At 49.6% G+C, this 1,082-nt stretch carries 2 protein-coding genes; both read left to right on the top strand.

The window, feature by feature from the left end:
- The first annotated feature begins 146 nt into the window (after positions 1-146).
- Positions 147-677, top strand: a complete 531-nt coding sequence (locus O71_RS21065) for a transposase (RefSeq protein ID WP_007661329.1) — start codon at positions 147-149, stop codon at positions 675-677.
- Positions 678-897: 220 nt separating this feature from the next.
- Positions 898-1,082 (top strand): XdhC family protein (locus O71_RS21060; RefSeq protein WP_007661328.1); only part of this gene is annotated, 185 nt, incomplete at its 3' end.

Below are 1,082 nucleotides of genomic sequence, written 5' to 3'. Positions count from 1 at the left end.
GTGGGTATGGGTGTTTATGGCGCGAGCGTCCTCGCTCGTGTCTACATGCCCCCTCGCTCGCGTCCCGCGAGTGTGAGCTATCCATACGCCTCTGGCGTAGTTATAGAATTTGTACGTTTCTTTAGATAAGGACAAAACACTAAACCATGAGCGAGTACCGCAAAGCACATCCTGATGAACTCTACTTTGTCACGATGTCTGTTGTGGGTTGGCTGGATGTCTTCACACGCAATGAATACAAAGATATTGTGATTGATAACTTAAGGTACTGCCAACAGAAGGAGGGGCTTGAGGTTTTTGCCTACGTTATCATGACCAACCACCTGCATCTGATTGTGAGAAGACGCGATAAAGAGTTGACAGAATTACTGGGGAGATTTAAAAGCTTTACAGCGAAGAAGATCATCGCTGCCATTGAGAATAACGTTCAGGAGAGTAGAAGGGAGTGGTTGCTATACCTGTTTAGGCACTTTGCAAAGGTTAATAAACAATATGTGGGAAATCATTTCTGGCAGTATTCGAGCCATCCTACATTGCTAGATACACCCAAGATAATGGAGCAGAAAGAAGAATACATTCATATGAATCCGGTAAGGGCAGGGGTTGTGAATGAGCCGCAAGCTTATGTTTATTGTAGCGCATGTGCGGATAGCCCTTTGAAAGTGATGGAGATGTAGGTATATATTTTATCTCCCCCTCGCTCGCGTCCCGCGAGTGTGAGCTATCTGGCGGACTCTGGCCGCTTTGATTTGTAACTATCGGCACACGTGGCGGGACGCCACGGGATAGCTTACACTCGCGGGACGCGAGCGAGGGAATCTGCCCACATTAAACCAAACCCCTCCCCAAAAGTCTTAAATTTCGTAACTTGTCATCTTCAAGAGCAATTACCATTACATGAAAGAACTGCAGGATATTGTAGAGGCCTATGAACTGGCGCGGCAGGAGGGGAAGCAGGCGGCACTGGCGACGGTGGTGCAGGTGCAGGGCTCTTCGTACCGGAGACCCGGTGCCCGTATGCTGGTGACCGAAGACGGACAGCTGACCGGCGCGATCAGCGGCGGCTGTCTGGAGGGAGATGC

It is taken from the genome of Pontibacter sp. BAB1700, assembly GCF_000277005.1.
Lineage (GTDB): Bacteria > Bacteroidota > Bacteroidia > Cytophagales > Hymenobacteraceae > Pontibacter > Pontibacter lucknowensis.
This window is presented reverse-complemented; position numbering and strand designations above follow the sequence as displayed.

Bases quoted from the DNA above. Each gene is read 5' to 3' on its own strand.
- O71_RS21065 (WP_007661329.1), top strand. From the start codon at position 147: ATGAGCGAGTACCGCAAAGCACATCCTGATGAACTCTACTTTGTCACG.